We start from the raw sequence: 17,424 nt of genomic DNA on the forward strand, positions 1-17,424 counted from the left end.
ATGGTAGATAATCCAAAACAACGAGTCCTCATTGTCGAGGATGAACTGAACCTGGCTCGCTTCGTGGAGTTAGAATTACAACATGAAGGGTATGAGACTGCCATCTGTGAGGATGGGCGATCAGGACTTGAAACAGCGCTGGAGGAAGACTGGGATGTCATTCTGCTTGATTTGATGTTACCCGAATTAAATGGGCTCGAAGTGGTTCGAAGAATCCGTCCGGTTAAGGACACCCCGATTATTATTATGACAGCGCGTGATTCTGTCATTGATAGAGTATCTGGACTAGACCAGGGGGCAGACGATTATATTGTGAAACCCTTCGCGATTGAGGAACTTTTAGCACGCTTGAGAGCCTTATTCCGTCGGATTGAGAATGAAGAAGATGCTCGCAACCAGCAACAAGCGGTGGTTAAGTACCGCAACTTAGTGATTGAGAAGGCGAGTCGAATTGTTAAGCGTGATGAGGAGATTATTGACCTCACCAAGCGCGAGTATGAATTGCTCCTCTTCTTGATGGAGAATGTGAATATGGTCATGTCTCGTGATGTCCTACTTGAGGAGGTCTGGGGCTATAAGACAGAAGTGGAGACGAATGTGGTGGATGTCTATATTCGTTATCTAAGAAATAAGATCGATGTACCTGGACAGGATTCCTACATCCAGACAGTTCGCGGTACTGGTTATGTGATGAGAAGCTAAGATGGAGATACAAGAATCATCCAAGGCAAAGCAGCCCCTCTCCTTAAAGTGGAAATGGGGGCTTTTGCTGTTCCTTAGTCTCTGGTTTATCTCAGCGACATCCTTAATCGTCTACCAACAACTCACCCTCAATGACTTTCAGAGCCAAATGATCAGTCGGTACCAACAGAATTTTGAGGACTTGCAAGCAGAATTAGCCAATACTCAGGATAAGTTTAACTCCCAGGTCTTTGGCTATTATTTAGATCCGGGTGAAGTCTCCCTTCAGCAACGGTTAGTGGAACTCTTTGCCAGTGAGGAAGTGATCATTCGGATCTTTGATTCCCATCAGAACCTGGTCTATGAGAGCCAGAACCTCGACCTGCCACTCGAAGCCGCTCAACCCCATTTAAAAGAAATAGAAGTGGAAGGGCAAGTTTATATGATTGGCAACCAACGCTTGTTATCCACGGTCAATGACCAATTACTGGGGAGCATCCAGTATATTGCTAAGCCTGATCGGATGTGTGACTTCTATCAGGATCAAAAGCGCTACTTACTCATCTCTTCCCTGGTTCATCTCGTTTTGGCGGCAATTATGGCCGGCGTCTTGTCGACCCACTTCTTGAAGCCTTTGAATTATGTCAATGATACCCTCGACTTAATGGAAGGCGATACCCTGTCTAAGGTCCGGGTCATGAAACCGAGAAGTAATGATGAATGGAGTGATCTCTCACTTCATGTCAATAAACTGCTTGATAAGATTGACCTCTATGTTCGAAACCAGAAGCAATTTGTTGAAGATGTTTCGCATGAATTGCGAACACCGGTGGCGATTGTGGAAGGGCACTTGAAGATGCTGGACCGGTGGGGGAAGGAAGACAAGGAGATCTTAGAAGAATCCATTTCGGCTTCCTTGCAAGAGATCACCCGGATGAAGGTCCTCGTTCAAGAGATGTTAGACTTGTCACGGGCAGACCATGTGGATGTCGACTACAAGAATGAAAAGACCGAGATCATCTCGGCCATGCGCCAGATTTATAATAACTTTGTCATGCTCTATCCCGACTTCGATATTTACTTGGATAGTGAAAAGGACAACCAGGCGATTTACGTCAATATGTTCCGCAATCACTTTGAACAGATTCTCATAATTCTGCTGGATAATGCTGTTAAGTATTCGCGGGACCGCAAGGAGATCCATATTTCCCTGAGTCGAGGTGTCGGCAAAGTCGAAATTGCGGTTCAAGACTTTGGTGAGGGAATGAAGGAAGAGGATAAGAAGCGGGTCTTTGCGCGCTTCTACCGGGTCGATAAGGCAAGGTCTCGTAACCAAGGCGGTAATGGCCTGGGTCTCAGTATTGCCAAGCAATTAGTTGAAGGATACAAGGGGAGTATCCGAGTCGAATCGGTCTACAAGCACGGCTCGATCTTTTATATTGAGTTTCCGATTATGGAAGATGTTGAAGAAGACTAATAAAACGCCACAACCGACAATCCGTCAGTTGTGGCGTTTTTTGCATGACTCTTATTTGTTTTTACGGTTTTGCTTACCGGCATTACGGCCTGTGGTCGTTTTGACGGGGACAATCCGTTTAGCATTCTCTTTTTCAATCGCTTTTTTTGCTTGGCGGGCTTTTGTTTTACGCTGTTGGCGGGGGACATTCGCATATTTCTGAGCGCGTTCTTCGATGTCTTTTTGAATTTTGGGACGAGCCACCTTATTCATATAGACTTGTTGTAGCAAGGAGACGATGGCTCCAGCGAAGAAGTAGAGTCCTAACCCCGCATTGGAAATATAGGTGAAATAACCCAACATTAAAGGATTCATGATCATCATGGAAGTCTGCATTTGATTGGCTTGGGGGTTATCCGACGCTGCAGTGGGCGAGGATTTTTGCATGAGCCAACTGGAGGCGAAGGTAGCGAGTGCTACCAGAATCACTAAGATGAGACTCCGTTCGCCTAGGTCGATTCCCATGAAAGTTGAACCCGCAATTTTCTCGGAGGATCGGATTGCGGCATAAACAGCTGAGATAAAGGGTAGTTGAATTAACATGGGGAGACAGCCAGACATGTTCGATAACATATTGATATCGTACTTGGAATAGACCTGCATGAGTTCCTTCTGTAATTCAGCTTTCTCTTGAGGATCATCCGTCGCCTTCATTTCTTCTTGGATCTCATTGATTTCAGGCTGGGCATACTTCATCTTAGCGGAACTTTCCATTGTGTTCTTGGTCATCTTGAAGGTAGATGGCAGCATGAACAAGCGGACGATGATGGTAATGATAATAATCGCCATCCCATAGGATCCCCCCATGAAATGGGCCAGATAGTCCAGCAAGTGAGCGGTTGGAACCCCAAGGTATTCATAGACAGCTCCTGTAGGATTTCCAGCGGAGTCATAGCGGATACAGCCACTCGCGATTAAGACCACACTCATTAAGAGAAAGATAAACCGCCAATTATTCTTGATTCGTTTCATTTGTCACTCTCCATTATTGATAGTCATCGTAAGAAATTGCGGATCGCAATCACTAACAGGCAATGTCTCCTATTGTAAATTAAAAGAAGGGACGACGCAAGGCTTGAGGACGATAATGGTTTGATCTTAGCGAATATAAAGGGTCCTATCGCCTAGGGAGGCTCATCAATAGGCTTTTAAATTTATGATGATCTTAGGAAAAATAAAATACCAAGAGAATTTAATGACGAATGAGCTTATATAAACGGCATTAAATCGATAATGACTCGGACAACTAGGAGTTCACTATCATACATTTTTAGGTCCTACCGGTTTGCGGTTGATAGGTAGCAGACAATAGGGGTTCGATCTTAAATGAAATAAATGCTATAATAGCCTGTGCATTATGTCCTATCCCAGGAAGGAAGTGAATGGATGGGAAAAGAAAAGTCTAAGAAAAGACAATCCTCTAAGCTAGCAGGTCACTACCATTCGACCTACCTCTTGCTTGGTTTATTTATTATCTTCTTAAGTGTCATCGCGCTCTTTAAATGGGGCTTTGTTGGCATGATGTTGGTGAATGGCTTTCGCTTAATGATAGGTGAGACCTATCCCTTGGCCTTGTTTGCTACTGCCAGTATGGGGCTGGTCATGGTGGTAAAGGGGCAAGTCGTGGACGTTCCTCCGCGTCGGTTATTAGGAGGCGCCTTAGTCTTACTGGCATTAACTGGCCTCCTACACTATCAAGTTCTCCACCAAGCCTATACTCAGCAGGCAGAGGGATCCATTTTTCAATATACTTTTGATCTTTATAAGAATGAATTATTGACCAGTCAGACAGCCTTCTCCTTAGGGGGCGGGATGACCGGAGCGTTGATTTATGCGACCATTGGCTATCTATTCGGTCAATGGGGAACCTACCTATTCTTGAGCCTGGTCGGTTTAATCGGGCTGATCTGTTTAATCAATGTGCCCTTTAGTCAAGCCTGGCAGGCCTTTGTCCGACTGTTTGGTGGTCTAGGTAAGGGCTTGGTTAAGATCTGGCCAGACTTTGATGAGATGAAGCAGGTCTTTAAAGAAGGAGCGCAAGATCCAGCTCTTGACGAGCAGGAGGACCCGGTCGGTGAACAAAGCCCAGTGTCGCAACCGCAACCAGGGGCAAGCCCCATGGAGGACATACCGCCAACTCCTTCACACTCAAAGAAACAAGGTTGGTTTGACCACTTGCGCCAGACTTTCTTTGGGACTAACACTCTAAGACCAGGAGAAGAAGATCTGGATGATATAGAATCTTCTCCTCATTATATGCCTAGTATGGAACGCAGTGAGGAACCGGTCTACCAACCTCAGGGGGATTATGACTTTAGGCCCTACCAAGCAGGGGATCCTAAGGCTCGAACGGCTCAATGGCAGCGCGACCGACTAGCCCGTCAAGACCGAGTCTTAGACCTCGACTTTTTTGACCAGATTCATGGCCTTAACCCATCGCCTTCAGAAGAAACCGGTCACCAGGATCAACCGATTGAAGGGCCATTATTTGAAGACCATTCATTTAAAGATCGGTCATTTGAGGAGGACTTTGGCTCTCAGCCTCAATCTGCAGATCCTGATCAAGCAGATTCAAAGATCAAGCAAGAAGAGCCTGCTCGGGAGTCGACTGCGACCGCTAGTCATTGGCATGACGCCAGCGATCAAAAGCAAGCCCTGATGGATGATGAATTAGAAGCCTTGTTGACGAATGGTGGACCAGGTCAAGCAACCAGGGCCAAAAAGCGTCCCGTTAAGGGTCACTACCGCTTACCTGGCAAAGACTTATTGAAGAAATTGCCACCGGTCGACCAATCGCAAGAATACCAACGGATCGAAGAGAACATTGTCAAATTAGAGAAGACCTTCGAAAGCTTTGGTGTTGAGGCCAAAGTCGTCAAAGCGAACCTAGGTCCCTCTGTTACCAAGTACGAGATTGAACCAGCAGTCGGAGTGAAGGTATCTAAGATTGTGTCCTTATCAGATGATATTGCCTTGGCGCTTGCAGCACGCGACATTCGGATGGAAGCACCCATCCCAGGGAAATCCCTCATCGGGATTGAAGTGCCCAACACCCAGGTTTCACCTGTGGCCTTTAGTGAGATTATTGACGCAGGTCTTGAGAGTGCTAATAATTTAGAAGTTCCTTTGGGTCGGGATATTTCAGGGTCTGTCGCCTTAGCGGACTTGACCAAGATGCCTCACTTGCTCGTTGCGGGAGCAACTGGGTCTGGTAAGTCGGTCGGAATCAATGTAATTATTTGTTCGATTCTGATGAAGGCCAAGCCAGAAGAAGTCAAGTTCCTAATGATTGATCCTAAGAAGGTTGAACTCACCCTGTACAATGACCTGCCTCACCAGCTTTCACCCGTTGTCACCAATCCTCGCAAGGCCGCCAGAGCCTTAAATAATGTGGTGGAAGAGATGGAACGACGGTATGAATTATTTGCAGCGACTGGTGTGCGGAATATTGATGGCTTTAATGACCAAGTGGACCAGTTCCATGAACAAGGCTACCAGAAATTACCAAAAATCGTGGTCTTTATTGATGAGTTAGCAGATCTAATGATGGTTGCTTCAAATGATGTGGAGAATGCGATCATCCGGTTGGCTCAGATGGCACGGGCAGCCGGAATTCATATGATCATTGCTACACAACGACCTTCAGTCGACGTTATTACTGGAATTATCAAGGCAAATATACCGTCACGTTTGGCCTTTGCTGTTTCTTCTGGTACCGACTCTCGGACCATTCTCGATTCGGTCGGGGCGGAGAAGTTATTAGGGCGTGGGGACATGCTCTTTCAACCGATGGGTAAGAATAAGCCAGTTCGGGTTCAAGGAGCCTATATTTCGGATGAAGAGGTCGAACGGATTACTGACTTTATTAAGGACCAGGCCATGGCCCAATATGATGAGACCATCATGGTTTCAGATGAACAGGACCTTAATGAACATGCTTCGGATGATGAGTATTATGGTGAGGCCGTTGAGATGCTTCGAGATTTAGAGACGATTTCGATCTCACAACTTCAAAGAAAGTTCAGAATCGGCTATAACCGAGCGGCCCGCCTGATTGATGACCTCGAAGCACAAGGCTTGGTCTCTGAACAAGATGGTAGTAAGCCACGTCAAGTCTTAATTGACCAGGTTGACGATTAATTCTAATGTCCGCCATCGGCAAAGGAAATACGAAATACTACTGATTTTTTTAGCGTTTTCATATATAATGTTCTCATATATCATAATAAAATTCACAATCAACATAGACAGATAGAGAGGGGATCCAATGGCTTCACATGATGCAGTCATCGAAATGCGCAAAATCTCCAAGCGCTTTGGCGATTTTTATGCCAATAAGAATATTGATTTGGTCCTAGAAAAGGGGGAGATTCATGCCCTCTTAGGCGAGAATGGGGCAGGCAAGTCCACTTTGATGAACATGTTGTCTGGCCTACTTGAACCCACATCCGGTCGGATTTTTATTAATGGTAAGGAGACAACCATTGACTCACCGTCTAAAGCCAGTGAGTTGGGAATTGGGATGGTCCACCAACACTTCATGCTAATTGAAGATTTTACGGTTGTAGAGAATATTATTCTGGGCCATGAACCTAAACAAGGTATATTCTTGAACAAGCAACAGGCTTATGACCGGATTGTAGAATTATCTAAGAAGTACAAGCTAGCGGTTGATCCTGACAAGAAGATTTCCGATATTTCGGTTGGGATGCAACAGCGGGTCGAGATCTTAAAGACCTTGTACCGAGGAGCGGATATCCTGATCTTTGATGAGCCGACGGCTTCTCTCACCCCTCAAGAAATTGAAGAGTTAATGGTCACCCTTAGGACCTTAGCCCGGGAAGGCAAGTCCATCATCATTATTACCCATAAGCTGGAGGAAATTAAGCAAGTAGCAGACCGCTGTACGGTCATCCGACGCGGGGAATCGATCGATACAGTCAATGTGGCCCATACGAGCGCGAGTGCCTTAGCCAATATGATGGTGGGGCGGAATGTCTCCTTCGTGACGGATAAAATGGGTGCGCAACCGAGCGATATTGCCTTATCGGTTCAAGACCTGCATGTGAAAGACCAGCGTAATGTGACCCTGGTCGATCATTTATCTTTCGATGTTCACCATGGTGAAATTGTTGGAATTGCTGGGATAGATGGTAATGGCCAATCCGAACTGATTCTTGCTATCACAGGTCTAATGCCGGTTGATTCTGGCCAAGTTCTTCTTAACCAAGAAGTCATAACCAATGAGTCCCCCCGTAAGATTGCTGAAAAAGGACTGGCCCATATCCCAGAAGACCGCCATAAATATGGTTTAATCCTCGACATGGCCTTGGAAAAGAATATGGTCTTAAAGGACTACTATCGTCCGCCTTATTCTCGTCGTCATTTCCTTAACTTTGATGCGATTGAAGAACGAGCGGGTCAATTGATCGAGAAGTATGATGTTCGGACTGTCTCCCAGCAGGTTCCAGCCAAAGCTTTATCAGGGGGGAACCAACAGAAGGCCATCATCGCCCGTGAATTAGAGCAGCAACCTGATGTCTTAATTGCTGCCAATCCGACCCGTGGCTTGGACGTCGGTGCGATTGAATTCATCCACCAAGCCCTCATTGACCAGCGTGATCAGAATAAGGCTGTTTTGTTGATGAGCTTCGAGTTAGATGAAATTCTAAATGTTTCTGACCGGATTCTGGTTGTCTATGATGGCAAGATTGTAGCCGATTTACCAGCAGACCAGACCAATAAGGAAGAACTGGGTCTCTTGATGGCTGGTTCTACCCTAGAAGAAGTCGCTGCTCAACACAGTGAAGAAGGAGGGATCTAGGTATGAAGGGTTTTAATAAGTTTTTTGTTTCATTAGCTTCTGTCTTTATTGGGCTCTTCTTTGGTGCCCTCCTCATGATTAGTTTTGGCTATGATCCGATTAGGGGCTATGAGTTTCTCTTTACTGGTGCTTTTGGTACACCCTTTGCGATTGGCCAGACGATTCGGGCAGCGACGCCTTTGATCTTTACAGGGCTAGGCTTTGCGGTCGCTTATACGGCTGGTTTCTTTAATATTGGACTTTCTGGTCAAGCGCTTTGGGGCTGGCTTGCTTCGGTCTGGGTGGCACTTGCCTTAGGCGAAGCGCCCATGTGGCTGACTTTACCTGTGGCGATTATTGCTGGCACCCTAGCAGGAGCCTTATGGGCGGCGATAGCGGGTGTCTTGAAGGCTTACTTTAATACCAGTGAAGTCATCGTTACCATTATGCTGAACTATGTATCGATCTATGTGGTTGATTATCTGATCCGGAATGTTATTACCGATCGTGCTGACCGCACGCCTACTGTAGGGGCCAATGCGTCCTTGAAGATGGACTTTCTCAGTCAGTGGACTCAGAATTCCACGATTCATGGTGGAATCTTCTTGGCCCTAATCGCCGCTGTCTTGGTGATGATTCTGATGGCTCGGACAACCACCGGTTTTGAATTAAAGACGGTTGGTTTAAATCCACATGCAGCAAAATACGCAGGAATGTCGGCTAAGAAGAATATTATCCTCGCCATGTTCATTTCCGGTGCCTTAGCCGGTCTCGGCGGCGTGATGAATGGTTTGGGGGAATTTGGCTTTATCAACTTACAAAATGGGGTGGCACCAGCGATCGGCTTTAATGGAATGGCGGTTGCCTTGTTAGGTATTAACCATCCAATCGGTGTGATCTTTGCTGCCTTGTTATTCGGGGCCTTGAACACAGGGGCTTCCACTATGGCGCTCTTTGCCAAGATTCCTCAGGAAGTTGTCAATATCGTGATTGGAATTATTATTTTCTTTGTGGGGGCCAACTATATTATTACTTATTTTTCTGACCGGCACCAGACGCGCAAAATTCGCCAAACTAAGCTGATGCAAGAAGAGGGGGAAGTCTAATGTCTATCTCATTACTCGCGTTAATCGTTTCATCGACCCTAGTTTATTCTGCCCCTTTAATCTTTACCGCCTTAGGGGGTGTCTTCTCTGAAAGGTCTGGAATTGTGAATGTCGGCTTGGAAGGCATTATGGTGATTGGCGCCTTAGCTTCTGTGCTCTTTAATCTCTTCTTTGGGGATCGATTCGGCAATGACTTAACTCCCTGGCTAGCGGTCCTAGCAGGGGGACTCGCAGGGGTTGCCTTTTCATTAATTCATGCAGTTGCCACGGTTCATTTGAGAGCGGACCATATTATTTCTGGGACTGTCTTGAACCTCATTGCTCCCGCCTTAGCTGTTTTCCTCGTTCGGGTTATCTACGACGGTCGTGGTGAGACCCCATCGATCGCTCATTCCTTTGGTTATGACAATATTCCGCTCTTAAGTAAGATCCCTGTGATCGGACCGATCTTCTTTCAAACTACGTCTGAGCCTGCCTTCGCTGGAATGATCGTGGCAGTCTTGGCCTGGGTCGTCATCTATAAGACCAGCTTTGGCTTACGTCTCCGTTCAGTCGGTGAACATCCCCAGGCAGCGGACACTTTAGGTGTGAATGTCTATCTGATGCGGTATGCAGGCGTGCTCTTATCAGGTCTCTTTGGAGGGATTGGTGGAGCAGTGCTAGCTAATTCGATTACATTAAAGTTCACCATCTCAACCATCGCTGGACAAGGTTTCATGGCGATGGCTGCCATGATCTTTGGTAAGCATCATCCAATTGGGGCAATGGGAGCAGCCATCTTCTTTGGCTTTGCCCAATCCTTAGCAGTCATTGGCTCCCGTATCCCCCTGATTGGAAATATTCCGCCTGTCTTCTTACAGATCGCACCGTACGTTATTACGATCATCGTGCTTGTTGGAATAGTCGGCCAGTCTAAGGGACCCGCTGCTAATGGAACCACCTACATTAAGTCAAAATAGAATTCGAATTAGAATGAGTGGCTCATCCTTGAGTCGCTCATTTATTTATTGACACCGACTATTTTATCCCTGATCATCCATGGTTAGAGCAAGAGCTAATCCTGACTTTCATTTTATGTAAGGATGGCTCGATGTGGATTCCTAGCTTTGTGATGTTTCGGTGTTTTTATTATACTCCAATCAATTCAGTAAAAGCGTCCAGCAGATATGTCGTCTGGTAGTATCGGGCATTGAAATTAGATAGAAACTACTTATTGATTAAAGTAGCCGGATAATTTATGATGGACTTAGGAAAAGGCTTCACGATGATCTCAAATCAACTTGTAGAGGCGGTCTACTCAAAGGCAATCTTCCCGATTTCCTATTTCTATTTTCTTTTTCAAAGGGGGTTTCGAAGTTGATATATATATATATAAATATGGAAAAAGTCAAGAAATTCCATTTGATCAATTAATTCAGTCACAGCTTCCTTATCAATTTAAGATAATGAACCTTGATGAACCCCAATTTCACTTGTTCGATTACTGCTTTATGAAAGAGTTCCATCAGCATCTCCATATTTTTTATTGGCCTGAGGGTGTTTCACAAAGGGGTCTTGATTTCTTAGATTTTTTGGAACAGAGTGGTTTGCTTCACCATCTCGTAATTGTTTACGACTCCTTTACTGTTTATCAAAAAGTTAAGACCTATCAAGCGCAATTATTTTGTTTATGTTCTAATTTGGGGTCGATCCCTTTGCTGGACCAGCTTCAACTCATTGCGATTTTCTTCCATTTCGAAAGAGATTTCCAGTTACAAGCGATCTGTCACCGTCTGGAGGATATATCGCTGATTCAGCGTGATCCAGGGAGTCACTATCTGACAGTGAAATTTATTAATGGGGCTTTTGAGCGCCTAAGAGAACCACTCAGTAATTTTGACTACTTACAACCCCTTTTCTTTGCAGTCAATCGCGGGCTCCTTATCAATCATTTAGCGGTCGAGCAGATTAATCTCTCAAGTCAAACAGTCAAACTGGTTGATGGTGAGCTGGTTAGGGTCAATCAGGCAAAATTCCAAGCAAATTTTATAGGTGATGACTCTTTTCACGGCCAAATTTTGCGTTTTCGCGGCCAATTTAATCGATTTCGATCCTCAAGAGACTGATTCGGTATATAATGAAGATACTGATCAGTCTTTTTTGTTTTATGGAAGATATGCCCAATCTCTATGAGACGCTCTTATCAGAGCCCATGGAGGCCAATCTTTTAGCATGGCTTTTGATTCCTGGTTTTGCCGTTTTGATTTACATGTTTAATGTTAAGTTCAATAATTTGGAATTATACCGCATGGGTCTATCTAAACGGTGTCGGTATAAATGGAAGATTTTGGCTTTGAGCCAAGGGCTGATTCTTTTGATGATGGGGGCTAGTTTGTTTTTTGCATGGGTCTTTTATCAACAACCAGTCGTTCTAGGAGATATTATATTTAGCCTCTGTCAGCTAGCCTTGCTGTTGACTGTGATTGCTTTGGTTACTGCTTTGGCTTGGACGTTCTTTAACCATTCGTTACTTGCAACGATTCTAACGATCGCCATGGGTTTGATGATGCCATGGTTAACGATTCAGCCTTGGTTTATCACTTTTTTTGCGATTGACCAAGCTCCATATGGCACAGCAATCTTGGTCTTATTAATTAAAATGGTTTTATTTTTTATGGTGGGGTATCTATTCGATAAGAAAATGATGGCCCATCGTCAAGTAATCTATTAGGAGGATCCCATGACAAGAACAAAAAAGATAATCCTTTCAATCCTCATCTTGCTATTCGTATTAGGAATTAGTGGGGGCGTGGTCTACTTTTTTTATTTTAGTCCAAGTAATGTACAGAAACGGTCCTTGGAAGAAATTAGCCAAGGAGAGGTGAACCCACAGCATACGACACCTTATCTTAAGAATGAGACTTATTTGGCTACCTTAGCTGCTTTTGATCAATCTGATCACGAAAAAGACCCGGATTCCCAAGCCCAGCAGATCTTATTCGATAGTTTGATGCAATTCAATAACCACCAACAAGTCACCTATTCCTATGTCATGCGTCCCTTTGAAGGCTACCAAGAAGTCCAACTCAAAGGAGGCTTCGATCAGGAACGACAATTATTCTATGAACAAGTCACCTATCCGGACCATCAACAATTGATTTATTATCAGCAAGGAACACTCCATACACTTTCTTCCTATGGGCCTGAGAATAGTTTTGAACAAGAAGGGTCAATACAAGAGATGATCCTTCCTCAAGCCTTATTCTTAGACTATTTAGTCACTTTCAAAGAGAGTCAAGATCTAGTTCTCAAGGACCAGGGTTCTAGCTATCAATTGGAAGGTGATTTGGGACAAGAATTTTCAACCTATCTCTTCGGTCATTGGACCGTGGAGGTAGACAAAGCAAGTCATCAAGTGGTCGCTTTACAAGTGAATCAAGCAGGAAATCTTGTCCTTGATATTCAACGGCTTGATTATTCAGACCAAGCAGGTCCGAGTGAACAAGAGATTGAGGATTTGGTGGGTAGTCTCTCGTGAGCGATAGAAGATGATGGACGACCACAAATTGATCATTATTTATAACTGGCCCTGGGGTCAGTTTTTTTGCCTAGATAGGATTGGTTGACCGTCATGATTGCATTTGTACTTACCCTTTAAGCATGATAGAATAAGGAATAGTTTAATTGAGGAGGGGCAAGTCATGACGCTTGAGAAGACGGTCTATATGAATCAACTCCTGTCCTATTATGGGACGCTTTTAACCGATAAGCAGGCCAGTGTCATGCAAGCCTACTATGAAGCGGATTATTCACTAGCCGAAATCGCGGAGAATTTGCAGATTAGTCGCCAAGCAGTCCATGATACCATCAGGCGTTCGGAAGAGGCTTTGAATCACTATGAGGACCAGCTCCAACTCAAGAAGAAGAGTGACCAGCGTTGGCAAGCTTTAGAAGAATTAACCCAACTCTTACAAGGACAAGAACAAGCCTTGCACCTGGTCCATCAATTAATTGAACTCGAACAATAAGCATAAAGGAGTCAGCCATGGCATTTGAAGGACTATCACAACGATTACAAGATTCAATCTCACAAGTCGGTAAGGGCGGCAAGATTACTGAGGCGGACCTTAAGCAGATGATGCGGGAAATCCGCTTAGCCTTATTAGAAGCGGACGTTAACTTCAAGGTCGTGAAGACCTTCGTCAAGCAAGTGAATGAACGAGCGCTGGGTTCGGAAGTGCTCCAGTCTTTATCACCCGCTCAACAAGTGGTTAAGATTGTCGATGAAGAATTAACCGAATTAATGGGGGGCGAACAAGTTCCCTTAAATCTTGCCACTCAACCACCGACGGTTATTATGATGGCGGGGTTACAAGGGGCAGGTAAGACCACGACGGTTGGTAAATTAGCCAATTATCTCAAAGAACAAGGACTCAAACGACCCCTCTTGGTAGCTGGAGACGTCTATCGTCCAGCAGCGATCGACCAACTAGAGACCATCGGTCGCCAGTTGAACTTTGAGGTCTTTAGTCAAGGAACGGATGTGAGTCCCGTTGAGATTGCCCGGCAAGCTCTAGAACGCGCCCGCATTCAAGGTAATGACGTGGTCTTGATCGATACGGCCGGGCGGTTACATGTCAATGAAGAATTGATGAATGAATTGAAGCAGATTAAAGCGGCCGTTCATCCGGATGAGATTCTTTTGACAGTGGATGCGATGACCGGTCAAGATGCGGTCAATGTCGCCCAGGCCTTTAATGATGCTTTAGATATCACTGGGGTTATTATTACCAAGCTAGACGGGGACACCCGGGGTGGGGCGGCCCTCTCCATTCGGTCCATCATTGATAAGCCGATCAAATTTACCGGTCAAGGAGAACAATTAAATGCCTTAGAACCCTTCCACCCGGACCGGATGTCTAGCCGGATTCTGGGTATGGGGGATATGATGACCCTGATCGAGAAGGCTCAGCAGGACTTTGATGAAGAAGAAGCTGCCAAGATGGCAGATAAGATTAAGGATGCTTCCTTTGACTTTAATGACTTTATTGACCAGATGGACCAAGTCCGTAAGATGGGTCCTTTGAAGGATCTTATCAAGATGATCCCTGGGATTAACAAGGTTCCTGGTATTCAGGACTTTAATATAGATGACAAGGATATGAACCGGATCAGGGCCGTCGTTCAATCGATGACACCTTATGAACGTACCCATCCTGATGAGATATCGCAAAGCCGGCGGCGCCGGATTGCTAGTGGGTGCGGTCAGACCTTGAATGAAGTCAACCAATTGATTAAACAATTCAATCAATCAAGAAATATGATGGCCCAGATGTCCAATGGGAAGATGAGTGGGATGAACAAGATGATGAACCAGATGCAGCAACAAGCAGGTGGGAAGTCTGGCATGCCTCAAATGCCAAATATGGGCAAGATGAAGTCGCCGCAACAATTAAAGAAGGAGCAAGAACAAAAGCAAATTGCCCGACTCTTAAAGAAGAAAAAGAAACGTAAATAAATTTTTTGAAGTGTAAAGCAAAAAAGCTTTACACTTCATTATTTTTCTGTTAGTATACTAAATTGTGAGATAACTAATGGAGGTGAATTGAATGGCAGTTAAGATGCGTTTAAGACGTTCAGGCGCTAAGAAGCGTCCTTTCTACCGGATCGTTGTAGCGGATTCTCGCTCACCACGTGATGGACGAATCATTGATAAGATCGGAACTTATAATCCAGTTGCAGATCCAGAAGAATTAGTGATCGAAGAAGAGAAAGCTCTTGAATGGTTAGCAAAGGGTGCACAACCTTCTGATACCGTTCGCAACTTATTATCTAGTCAAGGAATCATGCAAAAATTCCACGAATCAAAGCAAGCTAAATAGTCAAACAAGTGACAATGCATTAAGGATGTGTTCTCAATGAATGAACCGATTGAAAGTTTAATTCGCACGATGGTGACACCCTTAGTTGACCATCCCGATGATTTCCAGATTGAACGTCATGAGACAGAAGACTTTATGGAATACCATTTAATTCTTCATCCCGATGATGTCGGTCGAATCATTGGTAAGAAAGGGCGGGTGATCCGCGCAATTCGCACAATCGTTTACAGTGTGAAGGTGCGGGATATGAAGCGTCCTCGAATTGTGATTGCGGATGATTTGAATCAAGATGACGATGATAATGAAGAAGCATAAGCGCTCAGGTCAGTAGACCGTGAGCGGTCCTGCTTCTGCAGGAGTGAAGTAGCTGGTATACTTCGCTCTTTTTTAATTATGAGGCAAATAAGAAGGTATCGGGTCAATTAATATTGAGGAAATTGGTCATTTGACACCAAGAGGGTCGAGCTAGGGAGGAGAGGATTTAGGTGACTTTTTATCGGATTGCTAGAATTGTGAACACGTACGGGATCAAGGGGCAAGTGAAGGTACTCTTAGATACTGATTTCATCGAAGAGCGCTTTGCCAAGGGGAACCGGCTCTTTATTATTGAGGGGGACCGCCAGGTAGCTCAAGTGACAGTCGCTCACTTCAGACCGCAAAAGGGCGCCTATGTGGTGGACTTTGAAGAGTTTAATTCCATTAACCAAGTGGAGGCCTTTAAGGGGATGGAACTGGCCATTGACAACCAGGACCAGATGCCTTTAGAAGAAGGTTCCTACTACCACCACCAAATCATCGGCCTAGAAGTTTTTGATGAAGAAGGCCAAAAGGTCGGAGTCATTAAGGAGATTATGTCGCTACCGGCTAATGATGTCTGGGTGGTTAAACCGGCTCATGCTGGCAAGGAGATCTTACTCCCATTTATTGAAGATGTTGTTAAAGAAGTTGACCTGGACAACCAGCGTGTGGTGATTGAACGGATGGAGGGATTGATTGATGAAGATTGATATTTTGACCCTCTTCCCTGAAATGTTTGCGCCCATGGACCATTCGGTGATGAAGAATGCTCAGGATAAGGGTTTATTAGAATGGGCCTGCCATAATTTTCGTGATTTTGCCATTAACCGTCATGGCCATGTCGATGATTATCCCTATGGCGGTGGCGCTGGCATGCTCTTGCGGCCCGAACCGATTGTTCACTGTTTAGAGGCCATCCCTCATTATCAAGATGCCAGAGTCGTCCTAGTGGATCCTATTGGACAGCCTTTTAGTCAACAATTAGCCCAAGAATTAGCTCAGGAAGATCATTTGATCTTTATTTGTGGTCATTATGAAGGCTTTGATGAGCGGGTGCGCGCTTATGTTGATGACCAGGTGTCCTTGGGGGATTATGTCTTAACGAATGGGGAATTACCAACCATGGTCATGGTTGATGCGACGGTTCGTTTAATACCCGGAGTGGTGGGGAATGAGGAGTCCATTGTACATGAGTCCTTTCAAGTTCCATTATTAGAACATCCCCAATACACTCGTCCCTTAGAATTCCGTCAGCAGCTTGTTCCAGAGGTTCTGATGAGCGGTCATCATGCCAAGATTAGCCAGTGGCGCCATCGGGAGAGTTTGAGGCGGACCTACCTGTATCGACCAGACCTCTTGGAGGATTATGATCCTTCTCCTCAAGAGCGTGCCTGGCTTGAGGAATTTGCGGCTGAAGACCAGTCTCAGGATGCTGACGACTAACGGCATCTCAAATCTGAGAGAAGCTAGTGGGCCTCTGAAATTTAGCCTTTACATCTTATTATTTTCTAGTATAATGTTAAAAGTGGTCGTTTGACCTTAATAAAACGATATTCCGCTAAATAGAGATCTATTTAAGAATGTTTGTTAGGAGGAAAAGAATATGAGTCACTTAATCGATAAGATTACATCTGCTCAATTACGTAGCGATATCCCAGAATTTCGTCCTGGAGACAATGTTAAAGTTCACGCTTTGATTGTCGAAGGGGAACGGGAACGGGTACAAATCTTTGAAGGGCTTGTTATCAAGCGTCGTGGTGCTGGAATCAGCGAAACTTACACCGTTCGTAAGATCTCAAATGGTGTAGGGGTTGAGCGGACATTCCCAGTACATTCACCACGTGTAGCGAAGATCGAAGTCACTCGTCGTGGCCGTGTGCGTCGTGCGAAACTTTACTACATTCGCTCATTGGCTGGTAAAGCAGCTCGAATTCGTGAAATTGGTCATTAGAATTCAACAAAAAGGACTGACGAAAGTCAGTCCTTCTTTTTTTATAATCGATGTTAAATAGGGTTGACGGAAGTCTATTTCTTCTATAAAACCTATTAATTATAGAGCCAAAATACCATGCCTCAGCTCATTGTCAAGCCGTCACTAAAAAAGTAGAATAGCCTTAGATAGAACGTTAACCAGGTGGCTAACTTATACTTGAAATTTAC

The 17,424-nt window shown here is 44.9% G+C and carries 17 protein-coding genes; 16 read left to right on the plus strand and 1 reads right to left on the minus strand.

Features of this window, described 5'->3' with window-relative positions:
- The gene (locus tag HMPREF9708_RS06795; RefSeq protein ID WP_006309531.1) at window positions 1–702 is read left to right on the plus strand and encodes a response regulator transcription factor; all 702 of its coding nucleotides are present in this window, start codon (window positions 1–3) and stop codon (window positions 700–702) included.
- Between the two features lies 1 nt (window position 703).
- Window positions 704–2,158: a sensor histidine kinase gene (locus HMPREF9708_RS06800; RefSeq protein ID WP_006309532.1), complete on the plus strand. Its 1,455-nt coding sequence runs from the start codon at window positions 704–706 to the stop codon at window positions 2,156–2,158.
- Window positions 2,159–2,209: 51 nt separating this feature from the next.
- Here the strand turns inward: HMPREF9708_RS06800 and yidC are convergent, their stop codons facing one another.
- The gene (gene yidC / locus HMPREF9708_RS06805; RefSeq protein WP_006309533.1) at window positions 2,210–3,169 is read right to left on the minus strand and encodes a membrane protein insertase YidC; all 960 of its coding nucleotides are present in this window, start codon (window positions 3,167–3,169) and stop codon (window positions 2,210–2,212) included.
- A 414-nt stretch (window positions 3,170–3,583) separates the two neighbouring features.
- Here yidC and HMPREF9708_RS06810 point away from each other — a divergent pair, with 414 nt between their 5' ends.
- The 14 genes from HMPREF9708_RS06810 to rplS all read left to right on the plus strand — a co-directional run bounded on the left by HMPREF9708_RS06810 (window position 3,584) and on the right by rplS (window position 17,215).
- On the plus strand, window positions 3,584–6,337 hold the full coding sequence (locus tag HMPREF9708_RS06810; protein WP_006309534.1) for a DNA translocase FtsK: 2,754 nt from the start codon (window positions 3,584–3,586) through the stop codon (window positions 6,335–6,337).
- 127 nt (window positions 6,338–6,464) lie between these two features.
- The gene (locus tag HMPREF9708_RS06815; protein WP_006309535.1) at window positions 6,465–8,021 is read left to right on the plus strand and encodes an ABC transporter ATP-binding protein; all 1,557 of its coding nucleotides are present in this window, start codon (window positions 6,465–6,467) and stop codon (window positions 8,019–8,021) included.
- 2 nt (window positions 8,022–8,023) lie between these two features.
- On the plus strand, window positions 8,024–9,106 hold the full coding sequence (locus HMPREF9708_RS06820) for an ABC transporter permease (RefSeq protein WP_006309536.1): 1,083 nt from the start codon (window positions 8,024–8,026) through the stop codon (window positions 9,104–9,106).
- A complete protein-coding gene (locus tag HMPREF9708_RS06825; protein WP_006309537.1) occupies window positions 9,106–10,065 on the plus strand; it encodes an ABC transporter permease in 960 nt (319 codons plus the stop codon). The genes HMPREF9708_RS06820 and HMPREF9708_RS06825 overlap by 1 nt, the downstream gene beginning before the upstream one ends.
- 531 nt (window positions 10,066–10,596) lie before the next feature.
- Window positions 10,597–11,211: a hypothetical protein gene (locus HMPREF9708_RS06830; protein WP_198004242.1), complete on the plus strand. Its 615-nt coding sequence runs from the start codon at window positions 10,597–10,599 to the stop codon at window positions 11,209–11,211.
- Between the two features lie 41 nt (window positions 11,212–11,252).
- Entirely contained in the window at window positions 11,253–11,816 is a 564-nt protein-coding gene (locus HMPREF9708_RS06835) for a hypothetical protein (protein WP_156798791.1), read from the plus strand.
- Window positions 11,817–11,825: 9 nt separating this feature from the next.
- Window positions 11,826–12,623, plus strand: coding sequence for a hypothetical protein (locus HMPREF9708_RS06840; RefSeq protein WP_006309540.1), 798 nt, complete (start codon window positions 11,826–11,828; stop codon window positions 12,621–12,623).
- A gap of 163 nt (window positions 12,624–12,786) precedes the next feature.
- On the plus strand, window positions 12,787–13,113 hold the full coding sequence (ylxM, locus tag HMPREF9708_RS06845) for a YlxM family DNA-binding protein (protein WP_006309541.1): 327 nt from the start codon (window positions 12,787–12,789) through the stop codon (window positions 13,111–13,113).
- Window positions 13,114–13,130: 17 nt separating this feature from the next.
- Window positions 13,131–14,603 (plus strand): signal recognition particle protein, encoded by a 1,473-nt coding sequence (gene ffh, locus HMPREF9708_RS06850; protein WP_006309542.1) that lies wholly within the window; start codon window positions 13,131–13,133, stop codon window positions 14,601–14,603.
- 91 nt (window positions 14,604–14,694) lie between these two features.
- Entirely contained in the window at window positions 14,695–14,967 is a 273-nt protein-coding gene (gene rpsP / locus HMPREF9708_RS06855; RefSeq protein ID WP_006309543.1) for a 30S ribosomal protein S16, read from the plus strand.
- Between the two features lie 36 nt (window positions 14,968–15,003).
- Entirely contained in the window at window positions 15,004–15,282 is a 279-nt protein-coding gene (locus HMPREF9708_RS06860; protein WP_006309544.1) for a KH domain-containing protein, read from the plus strand.
- A 170-nt stretch (window positions 15,283–15,452) separates the two neighbouring features.
- On the plus strand, window positions 15,453–15,974 hold the full coding sequence (gene rimM / locus HMPREF9708_RS06865; RefSeq protein ID WP_006309545.1) for a ribosome maturation factor RimM: 522 nt from the start codon (window positions 15,453–15,455) through the stop codon (window positions 15,972–15,974).
- Window positions 15,964–16,707: a tRNA (guanosine(37)-N1)-methyltransferase TrmD gene (trmD, locus tag HMPREF9708_RS06870; protein ID WP_006309546.1), complete on the plus strand. Its 744-nt coding sequence runs from the start codon at window positions 15,964–15,966 to the stop codon at window positions 16,705–16,707. The genes rimM and trmD overlap by 11 nt, the downstream gene beginning before the upstream one ends.
- Window positions 16,708–16,867: 160 nt before the next feature.
- Window positions 16,868–17,215 (plus strand): 50S ribosomal protein L19, encoded by a 348-nt coding sequence (rplS, locus tag HMPREF9708_RS06875; RefSeq protein ID WP_006309547.1) that lies wholly within the window; start codon window positions 16,868–16,870, stop codon window positions 17,213–17,215.
- Window positions 17,216–17,424 lie beyond the last annotated feature (209 nt).

Origin of the sequence: Facklamia languida CCUG 37842 (genome assembly GCF_000245795.1) — a bacterium.
GTDB lineage: Bacteria > Bacillota > Bacilli > Lactobacillales > Aerococcaceae > Facklamia > Facklamia languida.

Bases quoted from the DNA above. Each gene is read 5' to 3' on its own strand.
- HMPREF9708_RS06835 (WP_156798791.1), top strand. From the start codon at position 11,253: ATGGAAGATATGCCCAATCTCTATGAGACGCTCTTATCAGAGCCCATG.
- trmD (WP_006309546.1), top strand. From the start codon at position 15,964: ATGAAGATTGATATTTTGACCCTCTTCCCTGAAATGTTTGCGCCCATG.
- ylxM (WP_006309541.1), top strand. From the start codon at position 12,787: ATGACGCTTGAGAAGACGGTCTATATGAATCAACTCCTGTCCTATTAT.
- HMPREF9708_RS06800 (WP_006309532.1), top strand. From the start codon at position 704: ATGGAGATACAAGAATCATCCAAGGCAAAGCAGCCCCTCTCCTTAAAG.
- ffh (WP_006309542.1), top strand. From the start codon at position 13,131: ATGGCATTTGAAGGACTATCACAACGATTACAAGATTCAATCTCACAA.
- HMPREF9708_RS06840 (WP_006309540.1), top strand. From the start codon at position 11,826: ATGACAAGAACAAAAAAGATAATCCTTTCAATCCTCATCTTGCTATTC.
- HMPREF9708_RS06810 (WP_006309534.1), top strand. From the start codon at position 3,584: ATGGGAAAAGAAAAGTCTAAGAAAAGACAATCCTCTAAGCTAGCAGGT.
- HMPREF9708_RS06825 (WP_006309537.1), top strand. From the start codon at position 9,106: ATGTCTATCTCATTACTCGCGTTAATCGTTTCATCGACCCTAGTTTAT.
- HMPREF9708_RS06830 (WP_198004242.1), top strand. From the start codon at position 10,597: ATGAAAGAGTTCCATCAGCATCTCCATATTTTTTATTGGCCTGAGGGT.
- HMPREF9708_RS06820 (WP_006309536.1), top strand. From the start codon at position 8,024: ATGAAGGGTTTTAATAAGTTTTTTGTTTCATTAGCTTCTGTCTTTATT.
- rplS (WP_006309547.1), top strand. From the start codon at position 16,868: ATGAGTCACTTAATCGATAAGATTACATCTGCTCAATTACGTAGCGAT.
- rpsP (WP_006309543.1), top strand. From the start codon at position 14,695: ATGGCAGTTAAGATGCGTTTAAGACGTTCAGGCGCTAAGAAGCGTCCT.
- yidC (WP_006309533.1), bottom strand. From the start codon at position 3,169: ATGAAACGAATCAAGAATAATTGGCGGTTTATCTTTCTCTTAATGAGT.
- HMPREF9708_RS06795 (WP_006309531.1), top strand. From the start codon at position 1: ATGGTAGATAATCCAAAACAACGAGTCCTCATTGTCGAGGATGAACTG.
- HMPREF9708_RS06860 (WP_006309544.1), top strand. From the start codon at position 15,004: ATGAATGAACCGATTGAAAGTTTAATTCGCACGATGGTGACACCCTTA.
- HMPREF9708_RS06815 (WP_006309535.1), top strand. From the start codon at position 6,465: ATGGCTTCACATGATGCAGTCATCGAAATGCGCAAAATCTCCAAGCGC.